This window comes from Nocardia sp. NPDC003183, assembly GCF_053590715.1.
Genome location: NZ_JBSFTG010000031.1, coordinates 1 through 18,872 on the forward strand (window position 1 = coordinate 1; position 18,872 = coordinate 18,872).

General features: G+C 68.1%; 17 protein-coding genes. 4 read left to right on the plus strand and 13 right to left on the minus strand.

Annotated elements, in window-relative coordinates; all coding sequences use genetic code 11:
* The 3 genes from ACWDXS_RS35160 to ACWDXS_RS35170 all read left to right on the plus strand — a co-directional run.
* Positions 1-749, plus strand: a 749-nt coding sequence (locus ACWDXS_RS35160) for a C40 family peptidase (protein WP_449972591.1), incomplete at its 5' end; no start/stop codon positions are given.
* 26 nt (positions 750-775) lie between these two features.
* Positions 776-2,185 (plus strand): cutinase family protein, encoded by a 1,410-nt coding sequence (locus ACWDXS_RS35165; RefSeq protein WP_449972594.1) that lies wholly within the window; start codon positions 776-778, stop codon positions 2,183-2,185.
* 411 nt (positions 2,186-2,596) lie between these two features.
* Positions 2,597-2,785 (plus strand): hypothetical protein, encoded by a 189-nt coding sequence (locus tag ACWDXS_RS35170; RefSeq protein WP_449972597.1) that lies wholly within the window; start codon positions 2,597-2,599, stop codon positions 2,783-2,785.
* Between the two features lie 256 nt (positions 2,786-3,041).
* Here the strand turns inward: ACWDXS_RS35170 and ACWDXS_RS35175 are convergent, their stop codons facing one another.
* The 13 genes from ACWDXS_RS35175 to ACWDXS_RS35235 form a co-directional block, all read right to left on the minus strand.
* Positions 3,042-3,698 carry a hypothetical protein gene (locus tag ACWDXS_RS35175; RefSeq protein WP_449972600.1) on the minus strand — a complete coding sequence of 219 codons (657 nt, stop codon included), beginning with the start codon at positions 3,696-3,698 and terminating at the stop codon, positions 3,042-3,044.
* Positions 3,673-4,566 (minus strand): PIN-like domain-containing protein, encoded by an 894-nt coding sequence (locus ACWDXS_RS35180; protein ID WP_449972603.1) that lies wholly within the window; start codon positions 4,564-4,566, stop codon positions 3,673-3,675. The genes ACWDXS_RS35175 and ACWDXS_RS35180 overlap by 26 nt, the downstream gene beginning before the upstream one ends.
* A gap of 341 nt (positions 4,567-4,907) precedes the next feature.
* On the minus strand, positions 4,908-5,345 hold the full coding sequence (locus tag ACWDXS_RS35185; protein WP_449972606.1) for a hypothetical protein: 438 nt from the start codon (positions 5,343-5,345) through the stop codon (positions 4,908-4,910).
* Between the two features lie 87 nt (positions 5,346-5,432).
* Positions 5,433-6,431, minus strand: coding sequence for a hypothetical protein (locus tag ACWDXS_RS35190; protein WP_449972609.1), 999 nt, complete (start codon positions 6,429-6,431; stop codon positions 5,433-5,435).
* Between the two features lie 370 nt (positions 6,432-6,801).
* On the minus strand, positions 6,802-7,347 hold the full coding sequence (locus tag ACWDXS_RS35195; protein WP_449972612.1) for a hypothetical protein: 546 nt from the start codon (positions 7,345-7,347) through the stop codon (positions 6,802-6,804).
* A 132-nt stretch (positions 7,348-7,479) separates the two neighbouring features.
* The gene (locus ACWDXS_RS35200; RefSeq protein ID WP_449972615.1) at positions 7,480-7,728 is read right to left on the minus strand and encodes a hypothetical protein; all 249 of its coding nucleotides are present in this window, start codon (positions 7,726-7,728) and stop codon (positions 7,480-7,482) included.
* Positions 7,729-7,866: 138 nt separating this feature from the next.
* Entirely contained in the window at positions 7,867-9,555 is a 1,689-nt protein-coding gene (locus ACWDXS_RS35205; RefSeq protein ID WP_449972618.1) for a vWA domain-containing protein, read from the minus strand.
* A 47-nt stretch (positions 9,556-9,602) separates the two neighbouring features.
* On the minus strand, positions 9,603-10,817 hold the full coding sequence (locus ACWDXS_RS35210; RefSeq protein ID WP_449972621.1) for an AAA family ATPase: 1,215 nt from the start codon (positions 10,815-10,817) through the stop codon (positions 9,603-9,605).
* A gap of 745 nt (positions 10,818-11,562) precedes the next feature.
* On the minus strand, positions 11,563-13,365 hold the full coding sequence (locus ACWDXS_RS35215; protein ID WP_449972624.1) for a BTAD domain-containing putative transcriptional regulator: 1,803 nt from the start codon (positions 13,363-13,365) through the stop codon (positions 11,563-11,565).
* A 2-nt stretch (positions 13,366-13,367) separates the two neighbouring features.
* Positions 13,368-14,096, minus strand: coding sequence for a hypothetical protein (locus ACWDXS_RS35220; protein WP_449972627.1), 729 nt, complete (start codon positions 14,094-14,096; stop codon positions 13,368-13,370).
* A 105-nt stretch (positions 14,097-14,201) separates the two neighbouring features.
* Positions 14,202-15,368 (minus strand): lipase family protein, encoded by a 1,167-nt coding sequence (locus ACWDXS_RS35225; protein ID WP_449972630.1) that lies wholly within the window; start codon positions 15,366-15,368, stop codon positions 14,202-14,204.
* Positions 15,365-16,600, minus strand: a complete 1,236-nt coding sequence (locus tag ACWDXS_RS35230; protein ID WP_449972633.1) for a cutinase family protein — start codon at positions 16,598-16,600, stop codon at positions 15,365-15,367. Before ACWDXS_RS35230 ends, ACWDXS_RS35225 begins: the two co-directional genes overlap by 4 nt.
* Complete coding sequence (locus ACWDXS_RS35235) at positions 16,597-17,406, minus strand: hypothetical protein (protein ID WP_449972636.1); 810 nt, start codon at positions 17,404-17,406, stop codon at positions 16,597-16,599. The genes ACWDXS_RS35230 and ACWDXS_RS35235 overlap by 4 nt, the downstream gene beginning before the upstream one ends.
* A 749-nt stretch (positions 17,407-18,155) precedes the next feature.
* Between ACWDXS_RS35235 and ACWDXS_RS35240 the strand changes: the two genes are divergently transcribed.
* Positions 18,156-18,872, plus strand: a 717-nt coding sequence (locus ACWDXS_RS35240; RefSeq protein ID WP_449972639.1) for an MmyB family transcriptional regulator, incomplete at its 3' end; no start/stop codon positions are given.

Below are 18,872 nucleotides of genomic sequence, written 5' to 3' on the forward strand. Positions count from 1 at the left end.
AGACCGACCACGGCCGGTCCCCGCTGCCGGGAGTGTCCTCGGGCGAGAACAGCTCCGGGGCGGGTGGGCCGATGCAGTTCCTCGCCCCGACCTTCGACTCGGTGACCGCCCGCCACCCCTTACCTGCGGGTGGTGCGAGCCCGCCCTCGCGCTACAACCCCTCCGACGCCGTCCACGCCGCGTCGCACTACCTGTGCGACTCCGGCGCACCCGAGGACATGTACAGCGCGATCTTCGCTTACAACCACGCCGACTGGTACGTCAACGACGTCCTCGCCCAAGCCGCCCGCTACCGCGCCACCGACACCGACACCTCCGGCGGCGACTGCCACACCGCCTCACCCCCGAACCCGACTGCCGCGCAGGTGATCTCCTTCGCCTGCGCCCAGCTGGGACTCCCGTATGTGTGGGGCGGCAACGGGCCCGACGTCAACGGCGGCTGGGACTGCTCCGGACTCACCCAGGCCGCCTACCGCGCCGCCGGGATCTCGATCCCGCGCACCACCTACGACCAGGTGTACACCGGCACAACGGTTTCCGAGGACCAGCTCACGCCCGGAGACCTGCTCTTCTACAGCACCGCAGGCGACGTCCATCACGTCGGCATCTACCTCGGCGACGGCCAGATGGTGCACGCCCCCACCTTCAACGAGCCGGTCCAGGTCTCGCCCTACCGCTGGTCCGGCGACGACTTCTACACCGCCACCCGACCCACACCCGCCCACGACGACTCCCGCGCGGCCTCCTGATCACCCCCATACGAACGGAGAAACCCATGCACCACAACCACACTCGGACCACGCGCCGCGCCGCACACGTGGCACTGTGCGCGGCCATCGCCGCCACCACCGTGACCGCCGGTGTCGCCGCCGCAGAACCCACACCGGGCCGCAACGGTGCACAGTGCCCGCGATGGACCGCGCTGCTGGCACCGGGCACCTACGAGACAACTCCCACCGCCCCCGGGCAGACCACAGCCGGGATCCTCACCCAACTCGGGCAATCACTGACCACCCGCTATGGCAGCGACATCGAGGTCCGCATGCTCGCCACGACGACGACCGGGGCAGGTTCGGTGAGCGGAACCGAACTCACCGCGGCAGTCTCGGGGCTGTGCTCGGACACGCGAGTCGTTGTGGCCGGCTACGGCCAGGGCGCCGAGGTCACCGGCGACCTCGCCACCAGCATCGGCAACAACAAGGGCCCGATCCCGGCCTCGCGAGTCGTGGCCGTCGCGCTCGTCTCCGACCCGCGCCGCGACCCCACCACCACCCAACTGGGCCCCTTGGTCTCCGGGCAAGGCGTCACCGGTTCGCGTTCGCAGAGCTTCGGTGAGCTGACCGATCGGGTCCGCACGCTCTGCCTCGAAGGCGACAGCTACTGCTCGACCACCGCCGAGTCCTCACCGGTCCTGGACGCGGTGAGCCGCGCACTCGCCACCGCCACCTCGGCCACCGCCACCCCGGCCCCGACGACCACCGCCGCTCCCACGACCACAGCGAAGATCCCCACCACCACCGGCACGTCCTCGACCGGGCAGCTCAGCGCGTCACAGGTGCTCGCCCAAGTGGTCACCGTCCTCAACGGGCTCGCGAGCTTCACCGCGAACGTGCCCGCCATCATCAACGACCTCGCTCAACTGCCCGGCCTGCTCGCCAGCAGCGACGTGGGTGGGCTGCACCGGGTGTCCGGGGACCTCAACAATCAGTTCAACCCGCTGGTCGAGATGGCAGACGGACTCGACCTGCGCCTGGTCGCGCTCGCACTGAAGATCGCGGCACCGCTGGACACCACCGGCGCGGCAACGATCGCGGCCGAGATCGTCGGTGTTCTGGCTGGTCTCGACATCTCCCGCGTCGCCACCGACATCGGCCTTGCCCAGGAGATCACCTGGACCGCCGCCGAAAACCTCGCCAAAGGCGACCCCGTCGCCGCGTTCTTGGCCCTGACCGGTCTGGCACCGATCGCCGCCGACCTGCTCTCGGCCACCGCTTCCGCGTTCACCGGTACACAGTTCCCCACGCTCGCCCAGAGCTACACCACCGCCGGGGCGGGCACGACGGGCAGCAGCGCCGTTTCGGTCCCGCAGAACGGCGACTCGGCCACATTCGACGCCACCGGATACGACACCGCCGCTCCCGTACTGACCGACTGGATCGTCGCGGCAATCGACCGCACCAAATAAGCCCGCACAGTGGCCAGGGTCGGGCACGGGCGAACAGCGGCCACCGCTGCACCGCCCCCGGCTGGCGCTACACCGCGACGAAGTCCATGTCGGTCACGCGAGAGGCGGACGCTGGCGAGGGACGAGGTACACGGGGGATACTGGAGGGACGGGGTGTTGACGCTGCCCTCTCCGCCGGGCGTCAACGAGGTTGTTCTCGGGCAAGGTGCGCTCAGGCGGTCGGCGCGCCTCGAAACGTGGCGGCACTACGATGTTCGACTGCCCGATGATGCGAGTCGGCGCATCGACGGCGGTTTTCACGGCGACCGGACCTCCCCGGGATACGCCGTGTGTCCTCGACTCCAGGCAGATCAGCCCGCCACCAGTACACCCATGCCTGGGGTTCGACACGCACTGATGACCGTCCCGGGCATGGGCACATCCACCCACATCTGGAAGGTGATCGTCATGGGCAAGGACATGGACCGCGAGTCCGCCGACCGCATCATCGCCGCAGCGGAGCGCGACCCGGACTCATCTACCGCAACATCGGGATTCCCCGATCGAGCCGACGCCGCCGCCACCCGCAACGAGGAGGACGAGGAGGATGAGGACGACTAGGCCGAGAACCTGAGATCGATACGAACCGAAAGAGGCTGCTGTCCCATGCTGTTCGGGACAGCAGCCTCTTTCGGTTTGCGGTCGGAGTGCCGGATCTTCGACGACGACCGACGCCAGCTGAGCTATCGAGGCACCCGGACTCGCCGGCAATTCGCGAGCACGGAGTCGCCCGACGACCGGAAAGCTCATGCCTCCAACCAACGGCTCTCCAGAACGCGCGCGGTTGATTCGCGCCGAACATCACGGGGACGAACTCTTAGTCGTCGTTCTTCTTTGCACGTGCCTTCTTAGTAGCGGGCTCCTTTATTGCGGCACGCTTGGTGGCTGGCTGTGCTGCCGCCGCCTTCGTTGTTGGTGTGGCGGATGCAGCGATCTTTGCGGGCGAGTGTTTGACGACGCGCTTCTTTGCTGCGCCACGCTTGGTGGCTGGCTCCGCTGCCTCGTCCGTCGGCTTCGAGCTCAGGCGCACCTTGGTCCGAGTCATTGCCATGCCGGAAGTGGGAGTTGTTCTGGCCATCATCTCGCGGATCGCTGCGGTCGTATCGAAACCCGCGACAATGCTCCGAGCCGCTGCGGTCGTGTCCATACCCGCGAGAGCTTGCCGAGCCGCCGTCGTTGTGTCGATACCCCCGAGAGCTCGGTGGAACCACATCGTTGTGTCGACACTCGCAAGGGCTTTCCGAGCCGCCGCAGTTGTGTCCAGACCTGCGAGGGCTTGCCGAGCCCCAGTTGTGTCGAAACTCGCTAAGGCGTTGTAAGGCGGTGCGGTCGGGTCGAAAGTCGCGAGGTGCATTGCAGCGGTTCGCGTGCTCGCGATCTCCTGTTCCGCTGCTGCGGCTGCCACATCGCTGACGCGGGCTGCTTCATCAACGGCTGCTTCGCTGATCTCAGCGGAGAGGTACTTCTGTGCCAAAGCCAGGAATGTCTGGACATCGACCAGATGAAACGCAGTTGGCCTTCTGCTTCATCTCCCAGACAAGCTCAGCTCGGGGCATGGTGTATTCGCCGTCGCGGAATACCCAGTCCTCTTTCTTCTCGTTGGTGACCAGCAGCACCGGCAACTTCCGCTTGGTCGCTTCGGTGATCGTCTGCGTCCAGACCAGGAAGTCGCCGATGGAACGGTCAGCCTTCTTGTCGTCACGGTAGCCCGGTGGGATGTGCGCGGCCAGCCGGAGCTGGTTGAGCTTTTGGGCGGCGGCGGACTGCTTGTCATCGAGTGCGACCCCGATCTTCCCGTCGAACAGCGCACAGATCTGTGTGAGGATCGGGTCCGAGTCCGGGTGAGCGTCGGGGTCGGGTACGACACCACCGGCGGTGCCTTCGATGTCACGAATCACCGGTTCCAGGGCAGTGAGCACACCTTCGCGAACGATGTCGGCGGCGGCGGCGGCCCCGTCAAGACCATGGCGTTCAGCATGGGCTTCGATAGCTGCCACCAAGACATCGATCGGCCTCCCCAACTGGACGCTGATCGCGTCCCGAATGTCTTGACGCTCGCGGATGACGGCGGTTCGGTTCTCGTAGAACTCCTCGCCTACCCGGTTCGGAATCCAGAGCCGTTCGTCCAGAAGCGCCAGCGCGGCGAAGAAGACCTCGCGCGTGGCGTCGGTGAAACGGTACAAGTCCAGCACCGCATTCGTGTCGAGCACGACAAGACCCTCGACAACGAATCGTTTCAGTTCGTCGTCGGTCGGCGGATAGTAGCCCTCGAATTCGGTTCGGAAGCTCGAACTTCCGACCGGATGGTTCGATTGCTTCTCAGCGCGAGAGGAGTTCGGCACTCGACCAAGCCTACGGCTCTGCCCCTCTTCCCTCGGCCACCACCCGCGCGTCCACCGCTACCGGATTCCCAACAATTACCCAGACCTACAACACCGCCACCACCACAGGGGCGGGCACCACCACCGGCACCGGCGATCCGGCCCCCCAGAACGGCGACACAGCCGTGTTCCCCGCCACCGGATACGACACAGCCGCCCCCGTGTTGACCGACTGGATCGAACAGGCCATCGACCGCACGAAGTACCCCCCACCGCACCGCCCCCCCACAGCCGGACAGCGAGACGGCCGGTGGGGCCGAGCAATTGCTCGGCCCCACCGGCCGTTTCAGCGTGCGGGCGGGCTAAGAGATGCGCGGTGTCTTCGCGGCCTGGGTTCCGGTGGCCCGAAACCGCCACGACGGCACCGGCCTGCGCACTTCGGCCGTGTCGGTCACGTCACCCCGCCGGGCGTAGGGCGGCAGCGCGACCGGGGTCGCGCCGACGACCGCGCGGGCGGCGTGGTGGGAGTTGTTATAGGTAGTGCCGGTCAACGGGCCCGTCAAGATCCGGGTCGAGCCGGTGTACGGGAAGAACTCGCCCTCGGTACGCAACAGCCGGTAGCGCACGAAAATCGGCACCCACGGCACCAGCGCCGGAGGGACATGTACGCCGAGTGCGCGTTCGGCCTCGGCCGCGACCGCCAGCCACAGCTCGAGGCTGTCGGCGGCATGGGGAGAACTGACGAACACACGGTGCAGCTCCGCCGCGATGACAGCCGAGTTGGAAGGGGTAGTGAACATGTCGAGCACCTTTCAAGAGAGATAGATTGTGGGAGCGGTGCCGGACTCCCCGGGGGTAAGAGCCTCGGGGATTCCGGCATCGCCCAGTCAGGCCGAGGCGAGGATGAATCGCTTAGGGGCCGTGCTGGTCTGGCGAGCGGTCCCGTCCTTGGCCAACTTGACCAGGGCGTTGTGGACCGCGCCGCTGGACCGTTCGAGGGCCTTGCCGATCTGGTGTGGGCTGAACTCCTTTCCTGGGTTGTCGCGCAGGTAGTCCTCGACCTGGCCGCGCAGCGCACCGGCGGGCAACCGCTCCACCGTCGACTCCGCGTCGGCCGCTGCCGGTTCGGCGGGCGGTGCCGGTGTCACCGGGGCCGGGGCCGGGGTGGCGGGATCGTCGCCAGTGGGGGCAGGTGCCGCCGTGTCCGGCGCGCTGTCCGGGGCGGGGTCGGCCGGTGCCGCCTCTTCGGCGGGCTCGGTCGGGTCCGGGGTGGCTGGTTCGAGCGAAACAGGCTCCGGCGCGGTGAGTTCCGGTGCGGCAGGTTCCGCCGAGTCGGGCTCCGCCGAGTCGGGTTCCGGGGTCACCGGTTCCGGCGCGGCGGGTACTGCCGGGCCGGGTTGCGGGTTGACCGGTTCGGCGGCCGGTTCCGGGGTGGCCGGTTCGGCGGCCGGTTCCGGGGTGGCCGGTTCGGCGGCCGGTTCGGGCGCGGCCGGTTCCGGGGTGGCCGGTTCGGCGGCCGGTTCGGGCGCGGCCGGTTCCGGGGTGGCCGGTTCGGTGGCCGGTTCGGGCGCGGCCGGTTCGGTGGTCCAGGTTTTCGCGGCGCGGGGCGATTCGGGATCGGTGGCCGACCGCGCGGCCCCGGCGGTTTCCCACCCCGCCAGCAGACGGCGGGCCGTCGATACCCCGATGCCCGCAGCGTCAGCCAGCGCGGCGGTAGTGCTGCCGGGATTGTCGCCCAGCGCCGCCCACAACGCCCGGGTGGCCGGTTTGTCCAGCACGGGCACCACCGGCCGCCCCGAACCGTGTTCCGGGGCCGGTGCGGCGGTTTCCGGGGTAGGCGTGGCCGGTGCCGTGGGCGCGGCGGCGGCGTTCTTCTTTTTGGACATGCGGGATCCTTCCAACAATGGGTTTCGGTGAATTCGTGTTGTCCCGGTCGGGACGGAATGCCATTCCGGTCGGGGCGAATTCCCCGGGGGTCGGTGGCGTTCCGGGTTCCATGGACGCTCGATACGGTGTGCAATGTCAAGCGGAACGTGAAAACAAATTTTGTTCCCGAATTCCTCTCTTCCATTTCCCGAATGCGAACGGCACGAGAGGAATTCGACTCACGGCTAGTCATTTCCGCGAGGCCAGATGACTCACGCCGGCGGCCTCGCCGCGGGGGCCGTGGTCGGCGACACACAGGCCCGAGCACGAGGCCGTTCGCGAGTCACGCCCGCGACGAGTCGGGCTCGCCGGGCCGTTTCTGGGGGGGGTTCAGTCCACGGCGAGGTGTTGCAGGATTTCCGTGGGTGTGAACAGGCCGCTGGTGGCGAGGTGGTGGCGGGTTTCGGCGAGGTAGGCGAGCCCGTCGTCGATGTCGGTGGCCTCCGATTCGAGGCGGTCGTGGGTGTCGGGGTTGTAGAAGCGGCGCGCGCGCATCGTGGCCGCGATCGTGGTCAGTTGCTGGGCGAGCGCTTGCGCTTCCTCGGCGATCTCGGCCTGTATTCGGTGCAGCCGCGCGAGCGCGTTGTCGCGTTCGGCACTGCGGTAGGCGTGCATCTGGTCGAGCCATTCCGGCGACGGCTCCTCGTCTGCGGGTGCCAAAGACCACGGGGTCGCGTGGGCCCGGCCACCGGTCGAGGTTTGGATGGAGCATTTGGCGATGCCGTCGTCGTTGTAGATATTGCGTACGACTCCGCGCCAGGTGCGGTTGTTGTGGCCGGTCACCTCGTCACCGACTCTGATCGGGCAGTCCACCTCGGGGCGAGTGTCGGTCTCGGTCGGGCTCTGGTCGGTGGGGGTTTGGGCGTTGTCGGTCATGGTGTCGTGTCCTGTCGTTGTCGCCTGTTCAGGCGGTTGGTTGTCGGTCGAATAAGGGGGCCGGGCGGTAGGTGCGGCCCCGGTTGTGGTGCCCCGGGCGCGGTGTCGCGCGCCCGGGGCACCCGGGGTTTGTCAGCGACCGGGGCCGGGTCCGAACATGTCGGTCCAGCAGGACGGGCAGACACGGGATTTGATGAACTCGCGGTCGGGCGCGCTCAGATGTGGCACGGCGTTCTGGATCGCCAGACGTCGCTCACCCCACGCGGCGAACTGGTCCCGGTTGACATGGAAGGTCGTGCTCTGCTGGCAGGTATCGCAGGTGACTTCGAGGACGAGGTCCAGGGGCGGGGTCGGTGTGAGGTGGTCTCGGCGGTCGGTCATGAGGGTGAGTTCCTTTGCTGTCGTGTGTTGTTGCCCGTGCGGGCGGATGGTTTGTTCGGGCGAACAGTGGGGCGGGCGGTTGTCGCGGCCCCGGGCCGGTTGCCCCGGGCGCGGTGTCGCGCCCGGGGCAACCGGGGGTTAGGTGGCGGCGCGTACGGCGGCGGTAGCGGCGCGCCCGATCGCGGCGGCGGTAGCGGCCGCGTCGGTGATCCGGTGCACGGTCGCCCCGACCAACGGAGCCGAGTAGCCGCTATCCGGTGCCAACCACAGCACCGCGCACCCGGCCGCACGCAACGCATCGAGCCGCTGTTGGCCCTTGATCCGGGGGACGGCGGGGAACACACCGTCGGAGATGATCACCAGCAGCCTGCTCGCGCCTGGGCGGGCGAGACCGAGGGCACCGTCGAGGGCATCGATGGCCTTGTCGATCGCTTCCCAGTTGTCCGGGCACGTGAACTCGGTGACCTGTTTGGGCGCGGTGCCCGGGTAGACAATCGGGCGGACCTTACTGCCGAAAGTCACGGTCGCGGTCGAGGCAGGCACCATGGCCAACTCGGCAGCGCGAGCGATGATCCACGCGGCCGAGGCCACCGGTTTGGCAAATGCGCCCATCGAGCCGGACACGTCGCAAGCGATCCCGACTCGCAACGGCGGCAACGGAGTCATCTTGCGGGTCGTGCGGGTGAACGGCTCAGCGGTCGGTATCGCCCCGGCGGCGAGTTGCGCCTCCCGAGCCAACGCACCGCGCATCCGCAACCGCCCCGGCGGCAGCACCGAAGTCGTTCTCACGGCGGCTCGTTCGCGCGTGGCAGCCGAGTCGAGGGCCCGGGACAGCACCCGCGCAGCGGATTGTTCATCCCCGCGCGGCGCGCGCTTGGTGTGAGTGCTGGTCGCGTCGGTCTTACCGAACACCCTGCGCGCTTGCGCGGCGGCGCGCTTTTCCGATTCGGCGGCCTCGCGGCGAGCTTCGGCCGCGATCTCGGACGGGTCGGGCGCGACCGGGTCGGCAGCGACCGCGCGGCGGACCTCGCCGACCGTGGCCTCGATCGCGGCCCCCAATAGTGAGCCCGGGACCGGGTCCTCGTGGGGGTCGGGCCCCACGAGATCGAGCCAACGCTGCCCGAGTTCGAGCATCATCGCGGCATCGTCATCGGCCACGGTGTGCGCCTGCCGCCAGATGGCGCGCAGCTTGGCGAGTCTGTCGGTGCCGAGGATGGACTCGATCACGAGCTCAGCGGGCGCGCAGTCGGACGGTTCGAGGACACCGCCGTCGAGTCGTCCGAGGATGAGTGCGGCGGTATGGGCGGCGGCATACGAGGTAGGCGGGATCTCGGCGGCAGCATCGGCCCCACCGAGATCGCCGATCACGATCTCGATAGCGGAGGCACGCAACCAATGCCGGTCATCGGGGCGGCGGCGGACCTGGGCGGCCTCGATGCGGGACTCCTCGAGCAGCATCGCGGCATCGATCACGGCCGGATTCGCCACCGGGGGCCGTTCCCACACCGAATGTTTGGCATGGGCGCATTCATGGACGAACGCACCCCACACCGCCGCGTATCGGTTGCGGTCGCTGTTGCGGTCCGGGCGCGCGGTAGCCGGATCGATCCCGAGCCGTTCGCCATCGAGTTCGATGGCCGCGCTATGGGGCATGAACACCGCCGGATGCCCGTGGGCAGCACCCGGGGCGATCGTGACGACCAAATCGTCGCGATCGGCGATCGGTGGCGCTTCGGCGGTCAGCGCGGCCGACAGCGAGTCCCATCCATCGGTGGCGGGCACCGGGGTGGGGGTGGCGGTCGAGTCGGCGATCAGGTGTCCGGTCATCGCGGGAGTCCTTTCAGATGGGGTGGGGGTCGGATGCGAGGCCGAGGTCACAAGCGCGGGCCCAAAGTCAGCGGGGTGTGGCTGGTACCGAACACGGTGCGCACCACCGAGGCCACCGTGTCGCGGTCCTCTTCGGGCGCGGCCCCGATCAAATTCGAGGCGGCGGTATCGGTATCGGTGGCGGCGGCGATCTTGGCGAACGAGAGCAACTCGCGCAGCTGCGGAGCCCACCCGAGTTCGCCCCGGTCCTTGCGGGTGGCCAGATTGCGCGCCACCTTGACCGCTTTTTTGTCCACCCCGAGCTGTTCGGCGAGGTCGTAGTCGCTGCCTACCTGTACTTGGAACGCGAACCGGGAAGACAGGGCATCGGACAAAATGGCACCGTGGACACCGGGGTTGTGTCCGGCCACCACGAAGAACCCGGGGGCAGCGGTCACGACCTCGCCACCATGGGCTTTGATCACGATCTCTTTGCGTCCGTCCATCGCCGGGTACACCACCGAGAGCACGGTCGGCGGGATGAGTGTCGCGTCGTCGATGAAAAGGACTCGGCCTTCGCGCATCGCCCTGACCAGTGGCCCGTGCACGAATTGGAAAGTGCCATCGGGGTTTTGGGTGTACTCCCCCACGAAATCGGCGACCGTGGTGTCCCCATCACCTTGCACGGTCAGCAAGTCGCCGAACGCGGCCTCGATCAGCGAGGTCTTTCCGGTTCCGGGGGGCCCGTACAGCAGTACCGGGACTTCGGCGGTGCGCATGGTCTGGAGTACGTCGACATCGGCGCGCCCGGCGAGTTTGCGCACGTGGTAGGGCTGCCCGTTCGGCCGGGCCACCGTGTTTCCGGTGCGCGCCGGGGTGGCGGGTACCGGGGTGGCAGGGGTGGCCGGGGCTTTGGGCTTCCGGCGCGTGCGGCGCGGGGCCGGGGTGGTGGCACCACCGGCGGCGGGGGCAGGGGCGGCGGGGGTAGCGGCCGGGGCCGGGGTGGCCGCCGGGGTGGCCGGGGCGGTAGCGGCGGCGGCGGTGTTTTCGTTGGCGCGGTAGCGGCGCGGTGTGGCCGATGTGCGATCGGCGTGCCCGGACTTTGTCAGCGCTTCCAGCGCGTTACCGACAGCACCGGAAGAACGCACGAGCTTTTTCGCGATATCGCGCGGGGACAGTTCGAGCCCGGGGCTTCCTGCCAACTCACCGGCGACCATGCGCCGCAATTCGCCATTGCCCAAACGCGCACCGGTAGCGGGTGCCGGGGTGGTGGTTGTCGCCATTTTGACTCCTGAAAATTGAATCCGTTTCACGCTGCCAGCGCGGATCGTGGCATAGGTGTGGCGAGTTCGCCAATCGGATTTCCGAGTTTCCCCAATGAATTTCGGGAATGATTCGACGCTAACTCGACTCGCGACGGAAATGCAACCCGAAAAAGCAGAAATATTTACGCAATTTCGGCGCGAGCACACCAATTCGACCGCGCAAAACCAGAAAGAAATGCGCACCAGCCGTGCCACATCGGATTCGCGACACCCACCAACGGCAATTGATTCAAATAGGAGAACTAAAATAAAGGGGGAGAAATAAGAGGGAAACTGGGGATCAGGAAAACGGGATAGATGACCAAAGGACGACCGGCGAGCGACAAGAGCGCACCGGCAGAGCATGTCTATACAGCTTTGTGTATAGACAATCCTGGGTAACACCCGTCCGGAGATACGCGGCTTCACCTGCATGTATTCGGCGTTTGGGTGGGTCGTTTTGATCACCGCACCGAACACGGCACGCAACCTCACCACCGAACCTCGCACGGAGAATTTTTCATCGAGCCACCCGACAGGCTCAAGCCATCGACCCGACGTGGTAGCCATTTAATCGCGGCCGATTCGGGTCTTCCCTATGCTGACACGAGCGGTATTTCCGGAATTTCCCCACGCGCCATTCGTGCCATTCCTGCAATCGTAGCAATTCGATTCATTGAATGATCGACTATCGCTGAACACGGATCTGCGGCGGTTTCTACTTCTACTTTGCGGTGTGGCGAAGCTGTTCGAGGAGGAGTCGGGTCTCAGAGCTCGGGGTCTGGCCGATTTCGGCGAGCTTGTGGGTCATGAGCGAGTAGGTGCGGGCGAGGGCCGAGTATTCCCCGAGACGGGCGTGTAAGCGGAGAATGTCTTGCCAGACGGTCTCGTTGTAAGGGTCACTCTCCGCGGTTTTCTCGAGCAGACCCAGAGTGGCACGCGGGTCGTTTTCGGTGTTGCGGGTGGCCAGCCAGCTCAATGCGTTGAGCGCGTTGCGCCGCGCCGATTCACGCAGCGCCTCGACCCATGTGTCGGAGAGGTCGCTGGCGAGTTCGCTGGTGGCCAGTTCCGCGATTTGGCGGGCGGCGGCGACCTGGGCGGTCTCGCTGCTGGCGCTGTGACGCGCGGCGACGGCGGCGTTGAAGTCCCAGTAGTCGACGCCGACCAACACTCTGGATAGGCGGTAGTGCGGCTGGTCGTCGATGAGCAGCCGGGGGATCTGGCCGCCGGTGGCGGCGTTGATGGAGGTGCGCAGGCGGCTCAGGGCGTTGGTGAGCGCGCCGGTGGCCCGTTCGGGTGCGCGGTCGCCCCACAGCAGTTCGGTCAGTCGGGCTCGCGAGAGCCCGTCCGGGTGCAGGGCGAGCATGGTCAACAGCTCGCGGCTGCGGGGCCGCAACTGGTTGGTGATCTCCACGCTCTCGGTGCTATCGGCGGCCCGCCAGAAGATCCGGGTCGGACCGAAGACCCGCACAGACAGAGCGGGCACGGTGTCCTGCGGCGTCTGGGCCGGTGCGGAGTACTGCGACTTGGGCTCGAGCTCGGGGTCGGGTGCCGCGGCGAGGTCGTCCTCGACAGGTTGGCCGGCGTCCTCGCCTGCGCTGGCGAGGATGGGCTCATAGACGGGTGTCATGGCGAGGGGGTCGGGGCGCTGGACGACCGAAGGCTCGGGTGCGCGCGGAGGCGCTGAGACTGCGGGTGCCGGGTCGAGGCGGTAGATCGTAGGCGCGTTGGCCTGGGGGCGGGTTCGCCGGTTCTGTCGGCCTGCAGGGGGTGTGGGTGGCGGCCGGTCGTTGCCGGTGGGCGCGTGGAGCTGGTGGTGCAGGTCCGTGGCGATGGTGCGCGCGGCCGGGATCAGGTGCGGGCGGCGCGGTGGGCGGGTGCCGTGTAGCAGCGCCTGCGCGCTGGCCCGGTTCTCGGGCAGGGTGCCCAGCAGCGGGAGCCCGAGAAGGGTGGCGTAGTCGCTGCGGGTATTCGCGCCGATGAGTACGACTCCTCGGCATGGGCTGTGGCGGGCGAGGGCACGGATGCGGTGGGCGGCCTGCTCGGGGTCGTTGTGCTCGGCGCGCACCACGATCAGGCAGGCGTCGGCGGCGGCCATGACCGGGTCCGGTACCGAATCCGGGGCGAGGACGCCGCAATCAGCGAATACAGTCACGCCGAGTTCTGCCCAGCTCGCGTGCGCAGCGGTCAGCAGCTGCGCGGTCTGCTCAGCTCGGTCGGCGTCGCGGTGTGGTGGCGCGGCCAGCAACGCTTCCCCACCGGGCAGGTACTGCACGTGCTGGGCCAGCAGGACCGGGGCGATCGGCTCGCCGGGGATGATCGCGCGGGGCAGGCTCGCCAACCCCCGATACGGGTCAGCGTCGACCATCTCGGCGAGCTGGCCGCCGTTGGGGTCGACTTCCACGATCAGACCGGCTTCCGGGCCGGGCCAGGTGCGGGCGAGAGCGAGAGTGGTCGCGGTGGTACCGGCACGCGGACTCAGACCCACGACCGCGATCAGCAACGGCGCCTGCGAGCCTGGACGCATCCCTAACCCCGCTTCTGAAAGTTGGAGATCAGCAACGCAGGCCCGGTGTCGGCGGGGCGGGTGTTGATCAGCTGGAGATAGTCGACGCGTTTGCGATCGGGGTGCAGCTCGGCAACGTGCACATTCGCGGTCGTCGCCGAGATCGGCGTGATCGCCACACAATGGGTCGTGCCCGCCGGGATCGAGGCAATACCCACGGCGAGTCCTTCGGGGGCGATCCCGGCCTCCGGCGCGACCAGCCGCAGCGCCGCCTCGGCGTTGCGGTGGACGTAGTAGGCGGCCTCGAAGGCGGCGATCAGGCCGGGCACGGTGGTGGGGTCGCCGTCGCGGTCGGTGACCACGGTGCCCGACAGTCCGGTGCACGCCCCTTCAGCAGTGGATGTCGCGCTCGGAGGTGCCGCCGTGGCACGAACGTCGCCGCCGGTTTCACCGGAGTCCTCGGTCGTCGACAACGTCACCGCACCGGCCAGGACGGCGACGATGGCCGCCAGCGCGGCCCAGGCCCCGCCCGGCAACCGCTGCCACACCGTGGCCCACCACATCGGGGACCGGCCCGTGTCGGCGGTATCGGGAGTGTCCGTCTGCGTGATCAGCCAGCGGTCTTCTCGTGGAGGAGATTCCGGACGCGCTCGGGGATCTGGGTCGGACAGGATGTGTGGCTCGGGTAGCAGGTGGGGCCGGTCGCGCCGCGACCATGGGTCCTCGTCATCGTGATTGTTGGGAAACCTCATTCATTTCGCCTCGGGGAGAGTGGATCTCGGATCGGATGATGCTCCGGGGCCTACCCGCACCCGGGGAAGGAGGTTGCGGGGTGCGGGCAGGTTCCCCGGAGGGGTTCAGGGGCGGGTCGTAGGCTCGGCCGCCGAGGGTGTGATGGGCTGGTGTCGAGGCGGATTGGCGATATCCACGGTCAACTTGGCCAGGACATCGGAGATCGCCAGGTGCGCGGTCGCGCGGTGGTCGGCGTCGTACTCGTGCCAGTCGACCTGCGTGCCACGCTGCCGGTAGGCGATCAGAGTGCGCCGACCAGCTTGCACGGGGACAACGATGTCGAGTTCGCCGTGGTAGAGATGCAGCGGCACTTCGGGTTTGACGTGGCCCAGCGATTCCGACGCGAGAACCCGCCGCCACCAGTGGTCGTTCCACGGATCAGGCACACGGCACCAATGCGCCAACGGTTGCGGGAAGCGTTGCAGCAGCTCGCGACCAGTGAGGTAGCGGGCCTCGGCGGCAGCGGCGAGACCGTCCTCGTTCAACACGTGACGAAGCGGGAGCTGGTGGTAGGCATGAGACAGCCCGATCAGCCCGGCCAAACCCAGGCCCGCCAAGCCCAGACCGGCAAGGCCCGCGCCCAGATCCTCGCCGCTGCCCCCGCTGATCACCGGTGCCATGGCCGCGAGGTCGGAGACCACCGCCCCGGCGGCGACTCCGCGTAGGTCCACCTCGGGTGCGTACCAGGGCTGCAGTTCCCCCGCAGCCGCGGCGACCCGCCCGCCGTCGGCGTAGCCCCAAGCCACGACCGGCGCGACCGGAAGAGCGAGGTCAGAGGCCCGGTAGATCGCGCGAGCCAGATCGAGCACGACGTGGGCACCGGCGGCGCGCGCGGCCAGGAAGGTATGAGGGCCGGTGCCCGCGCCGAGCCCCTGCCCATCAGGGATGGCGACCACCCAGCCTCGCGCGAGCGCTCGGTCGATGCCGGCCACGTCGTACTCGCTGCCTGTGGCCAGCAGTTGCGAGCACGTGCAGACACCACCGAGGCCGCGAAAAGGTGGGCACCACAGCAGGATCGCGGTCGACCCGGGTTCGGCGACCGTCTCGGGCAGGAGCACGATCGCCGAGGCCGCGATCGGCTGGGACCGCGAGTCGGTGGAGACGTAGACGATCTGCCACGCACCGGACGCCCCGGCCAGCTGCGGCACGAACACCGGGCGAAGGCGCACGATGTCCCCCGGGCGCGAGCCTTCGCGCAGGATCGGTGTGGAGTAGAAGTCGCTGATGGTCATTGTTGGCTCCCTGAAAGGTCGTGGGCCAGCGCGGTCAGCCACGCGACCCCACTGGCGAGCTGCCCGTTCGCGGCGTAGCCGGTGTGGCGGGCGGGAATGTCGCTGTAGCGCAACCACACCGACGGGTCAATGAGGTCGGCGTTGTCGGTGACCAACTGCCCCCACGCGCCCGACAAACTCGCCGCCAGAGAAGGCAGGGTCGTCAGCGGGTTCGACGCGACCGTGGCGGTGATCTGCGCCCAGCGAGCATCGGCGGCGGCCGTCTCGCTCGGGCCCGGGGCCGGTGTGCGCGAGTCGGCGGCCGCGGTGAGCCGTTCTGCCAGACTCGCCGCGGGCACATACGCCACCGAGCCAGGCCCAATGTGAAAGTCGTTGAGCACCACCGTGGTCCAGGCATCACCGAGCGCACCCGACAGCAAGCCCTGGACCGAGCTGATCGCCGCGATCGGGTCACGCAGGTCGGCCTGGGCGGCGAGTTGGGCGGCCACGCGCAGTAACGCGGCACGGTCGGGTGCGGCGCAGCTGAGGTCGCCCTCGACGCAGATGTCGGCGACCCTGCCCGTCAGCGACCCGAAATCGACTCCGGAGGTCGTGGCGATTCCGCCGCCGGAGGCGACGGCTGTGCTCAGGGCGATCTGAGAGACCGCCGCTCCCGCCGTGCCTGGTGCGGGGTCCGGAGTCAGCTGACCGGGACGGCCCGCGATGACCGGCGAGTCCGGCGCGCGATCGGGATCGGAGTACAGCGCTACGGCGGCGACTTGCTCAGGCGCCACCGGCCCTCCCCCAGCCCCGACGATCTGAGCAAACCCTGACGCGACTTGCGCGCCTTGGGAGTACCCGACCACCGCCTGCGAGGTCGCCGGGCAATTCGCCGCGATGTCTTCGGAAGCGTCCAGCAGCGCGTTGAGGCCGATGTTGGCCGAGACCGTGTACGGGTCGGAGCCGCCGCCCGTGCCCGGCGCTCCGCCGAACGAGGCCGGATAGCCGATGTAGGTGCGGGACACCAAATTCGGAGCGTCGGCGGCGACCGGGCCGAGGAGATGGCCGAGCATCCCGGTATCGGCGGTCTCGGAAGCCCCCGGCGAGGACTCGCTGGTGCCCTGCACCCCGAGCACCCACAGCGCCGGGCAGCTCGGCGCTGAAGGTGGCTGCGCGGCGCCGGTGCCCGGTGTGCAGAGGCCGCCGGCGAAGGTCACCAAGACTGCCGCGGTGAGGACACGTCGCCCGGTCATGGCTGTCCCACCCCCGCCCCGGCACCGAACCCCGCACCGAACGTGCCGCCGACCAACGCGCCCACGGCGGCGGCAGGGACCCCGGCCACCAGCGCGCCCGCGACCGCCCCGGCCGCCGCACCGATTGCGGTACCGGCCACGCCGGAGGTGATCGTGCCGATCACCGGGATCGCGACCACCGTTCCGATTGCGGCCCCGGCGATTCCGCCGATGGTGCCGCCCGCCAGCGCGCCCACGGCCGCACCGGCCGCTGCGGCCGGGGCACCGGTCACCGTGCCGCCGATCGCGCCTCCGGCCCCGGCTCCGGCGACCGTGGCCCCGGCGACCCGGTCAGATCGTCCGGCCGGGAGTCCGACCGAGTCCAGGAACGTCGCGGCTTGGGCTTCCAGGTCGGCGGCGACGGTGTTGATCGTGTCGCCGACCTCGGGCGGTAGCCATTCCGGGTCGGGGAATTGCGCTGTCCCGATGCGGATCGTGTCCGGCGGTGGCTCGATCGGTGCGACCGGTTCCACCGGCACCGGAGTGTGCAGCTCGACCACGTACACCGGCGGCGCGGGCTCGGGTGAGGGAGCTGGACGCGGGGACGGGCCGTTGCGGACCTCGGGTGGCTGCTCGACATACACCGACGGTTCGGGTTCCGGGGTCGGAGGCGGTGCGGGAGCATTGGTTCCGGGTTGTGCGGGGGCCGTGACGCCGGGCTGGTCAGCGATCGAGGCCAGCGGAGCCATCGCATTCGCGGGCGCGATGGCCAGCAGCATCAGTACCGGCACCGCACCAGCAGCCACAATGCGGCCACTCCACAGCATCCGCCCTCCGTAGGACAGGCGACGGCTACGGACTGAGTCGCAGACCAGCCCCGGGGGCTCGGCGGCAACCAGCGAGAGATTCCCATTTTTGGGCATGACAAATAACCCTTCGACGAAGGTGGAAAAAGACCAGGGAAAAGACCAGGAAAAAGGCTAGGAATTGCGCGAGTATGCGACTAATTCCCGCGTCTCCCGGCTGCGGATCGCAGCCGGGAGAATCGGATTATCGCCTGTTCTGATCAGGCGATAACCGGCGTACCGATCAGAAGAACGGCAGCACCTGTGTGGCGATTGCCAGCACATTCGAGACCAGTGCAGCACCGGAACTGAGTACCGACAAAACGGTGTAGAGGTCCATGACTTACCTTTCGGAGCAGGAGTGATACCCCACCATCAAAACCCCGAAAACCCTGCCGCGCTACCCCCTTTGGCGGGTAAATATTGTACTGCTACTTTCTTTACCACCCGCCTTATAGTAGGTGGCCTGCGCTAATCGGGAAAAGTGGTAAAAAAAGTGTCGGAAAGAATATTTTCCGGCGAGTGTCTCCCAGCGGAATAGCGCTGGAAATACCAGGAGTGCCCGGTGCGGAGTAGTGGTAGCTAGCTGTCAGCGAAGTCACAGCGAATGATCGGTGGCCGGGCCGGTCTGTTTCTGGTACGAATTAAACAACTCCTGGGGGGGAGTTAACCCTTCAACCTAACCCGTGGTGAAGGGGCAAAGGAAGACCTAAGTAGGAGGGGATTGACACATGAACCGGAGGACCAACCCACCCAACGATCCGCGGCGAGCACGCGTCAGCGGCGACACCGAGCTTCCTGACCTGGCCCGATGGGTGCGCCAGGTCCGCGAGCACAGGGGCCTCAACCGGCCCGAGGCCGCCGGCCTTCTCGACGTCGGCTACGAGCTGCTCAAGAAGATCGAGTACGGCAAGGCCACCTGCACCCCTGCGGTGCTCGAGAAGATGATCACCACCTACGACCTCGATACCGCGCAGGCCCGCCACAGCCTCGACCTCGCCGAGCCCCCTGTCGCGCTGGCCCAGATCGAGCACCTGCGAACCCGTCACAACACCACCGACCACCTCGCGATACTGACCGACTTCGACGAGCGCGCCATACCCGCCGCCTACATCGATCCCCTGTGGAATGTCGTCTACGCCAACGACCACTTCCACGCCGAGCTGCCCGGCATCGATCGCTACGACGACAACCTCGCTTTGTTGTTCTTCCACCCCGGCAGCACCACCCACACCGCCGAACCTCTTGTCGTGCAATGGGACCGCGCCGCCGTCTACTTCGTCGCGACCCTGCGCGCCGCATTCGGCATCCACCGCGACACCCCCGAAGCGCAGCTGCTGTACCAGAAGCTGTGTGGCGCGGTCACTTTCACCGACTTGTGGGACAACAGCATCGCCGTTGCCTACGGCTACCAGACCGAAGAGCCCATCCAACTCCGCGAGCCCGAC

Excerpts from the sequence above, each read along its gene's own strand:
- ACWDXS_RS35200 (WP_449972615.1), bottom strand. The coding sequence starts at position 7,728 with ATGACCGACCGCCGAGACCACCTCACACCGACCCCGCCCCTGGACCTC.
- ACWDXS_RS35225 (WP_449972630.1), bottom strand. The coding sequence starts at position 15,368 with ATGACCATCAGCGACTTCTACTCCACACCGATCCTGCGCGAAGGCTCG.
- ACWDXS_RS35190 (WP_449972609.1), bottom strand. The coding sequence starts at position 6,431 with ATGTCCAAAAAGAAGAACGCCGCCGCCGCGCCCACGGCACCGGCCACG.
- ACWDXS_RS35230 (WP_449972633.1), bottom strand. The coding sequence starts at position 16,600 with ATGACCGGGCGACGTGTCCTCACCGCGGCAGTCTTGGTGACCTTCGCC.
- ACWDXS_RS35215 (WP_449972624.1), bottom strand. The coding sequence starts at position 13,365 with ATGCGTCCAGGCTCGCAGGCGCCGTTGCTGATCGCGGTCGTGGGTCTG.
- ACWDXS_RS35185 (WP_449972606.1), bottom strand. The coding sequence starts at position 5,345 with ATGTTCACTACCCCTTCCAACTCGGCTGTCATCGCGGCGGAGCTGCAC.
- ACWDXS_RS35170 (WP_449972597.1), top strand. The coding sequence starts at position 2,597 with ATGGGCACATCCACCCACATCTGGAAGGTGATCGTCATGGGCAAGGAC.
- ACWDXS_RS35235 (WP_449972636.1), bottom strand. The coding sequence starts at position 17,406 with ATGCTGTGGAGTGGCCGCATTGTGGCTGCTGGTGCGGTGCCGGTACTG.
- ACWDXS_RS35220 (WP_449972627.1), bottom strand. The coding sequence starts at position 14,096 with ATGAGGTTTCCCAACAATCACGATGACGAGGACCCATGGTCGCGGCGC.
- ACWDXS_RS35195 (WP_449972612.1), bottom strand. The coding sequence starts at position 7,347 with ATGACCGACAACGCCCAAACCCCCACCGACCAGAGCCCGACCGAGACC.
- ACWDXS_RS35210 (WP_449972621.1), bottom strand. The coding sequence starts at position 10,817 with ATGGCGACAACCACCACCCCGGCACCCGCTACCGGTGCGCGTTTGGGC.
- ACWDXS_RS35205 (WP_449972618.1), bottom strand. The coding sequence starts at position 9,555 with ATGACCGGACACCTGATCGCCGACTCGACCGCCACCCCCACCCCGGTG.
- ACWDXS_RS35165 (WP_449972594.1), top strand. The coding sequence starts at position 776 with ATGCACCACAACCACACTCGGACCACGCGCCGCGCCGCACACGTGGCA.